Raw genomic sequence first — 634 nt, 5'->3', positions numbered from 1 at the left:
AAAAAACTTGTTGACTTTTAAAAGTAAATGAGTTAAAATGATTCTTGTCTTAAATGAATATAGTCTGGTAATGATGGCAGAGAGGTCACACCCGTTCCCATACCGAACACGGAAGTTAAGCTCTCTAGCGCCGATGGTAGTTGGGACCTTGTCCCTGTGAGAGTAGGACGTTGCCAGGCAAAATGGAGGATTAGCTCAGCTGGGAGAGCACCTGCCTTACAAGCAGGGGGTCGGCGGTTCGATCCCGTCATCCTCCACCATATATGTCGGAGGGGTAGCGAAGTGGCTAAACGCGGCGGACTGTAAATCCGCTCCTTCGGGTTCGGCAGTTCGAATCTGCCCCCCTCCACCATTCTTAATTAATGGGCTATAGCCAAGCGGTAAGGCAACGGACTTTGACTCCGTCATGCGCTGGTTCGAATCCAGCTAGCCCAGCCATTAAGAGCCATTAGCTCAGTTGGTAGAGCATCTGACTTTTAATCAGAGGGTCGAAGGTTCGAATCCTTCATGGCTCACCATTTTTAATAAAACATGCGGGTGTGGCGGAATTGGCAGACGCACTAGACTTAGGATCTAGCGCCTTTGGCGTGGGGGTTCGACTCCCTTCACCCGCACTTTTAATAAAATAACTCAT

Annotated in this window: 5 tRNA genes and 1 rRNA gene; all 6 read left to right on the top strand. The window is 49.2% G+C overall.

Going from position 1 to position 634, the window contains the following annotated elements:
* Positions 1 to 63 precede the first annotated feature (63 nt).
* Positions 64 to 179 (top strand): 5S ribosomal RNA (rrf, locus tag OXT04_RS29520).
* Between the two features lie 5 nt (positions 180 to 184).
* Positions 185 to 260 (top strand) — tRNA-Val (locus OXT04_RS29515).
* A gap of 8 nt (positions 261 to 268) precedes the next feature.
* A tRNA-Tyr gene (locus OXT04_RS29510) sits at positions 269 to 352 on the top strand.
* Between the two features lie 11 nt (positions 353 to 363).
* A tRNA-Gln gene (locus OXT04_RS29505) sits at positions 364 to 438 on the top strand.
* A gap of 4 nt (positions 439 to 442) precedes the next feature.
* Positions 443 to 518 (top strand) — tRNA-Lys (locus OXT04_RS29500).
* A gap of 15 nt (positions 519 to 533) precedes the next feature.
* Positions 534 to 614 (top strand) — tRNA-Leu (locus OXT04_RS29495).
* Positions 615 to 634 lie beyond the last annotated feature (20 nt).

The organism is Bacillus sp. GC_Bacil_1 (assembly GCF_026540675.1).
Lineage (GTDB): Bacteria > Bacillota > Bacilli > Bacillales > Bacillaceae_G > Bacillus_A > Bacillus_A cereus.
Note: the sequence above shows the minus strand (reverse complement) of the source record. Positions and strands in the feature narration are given on the sequence as shown.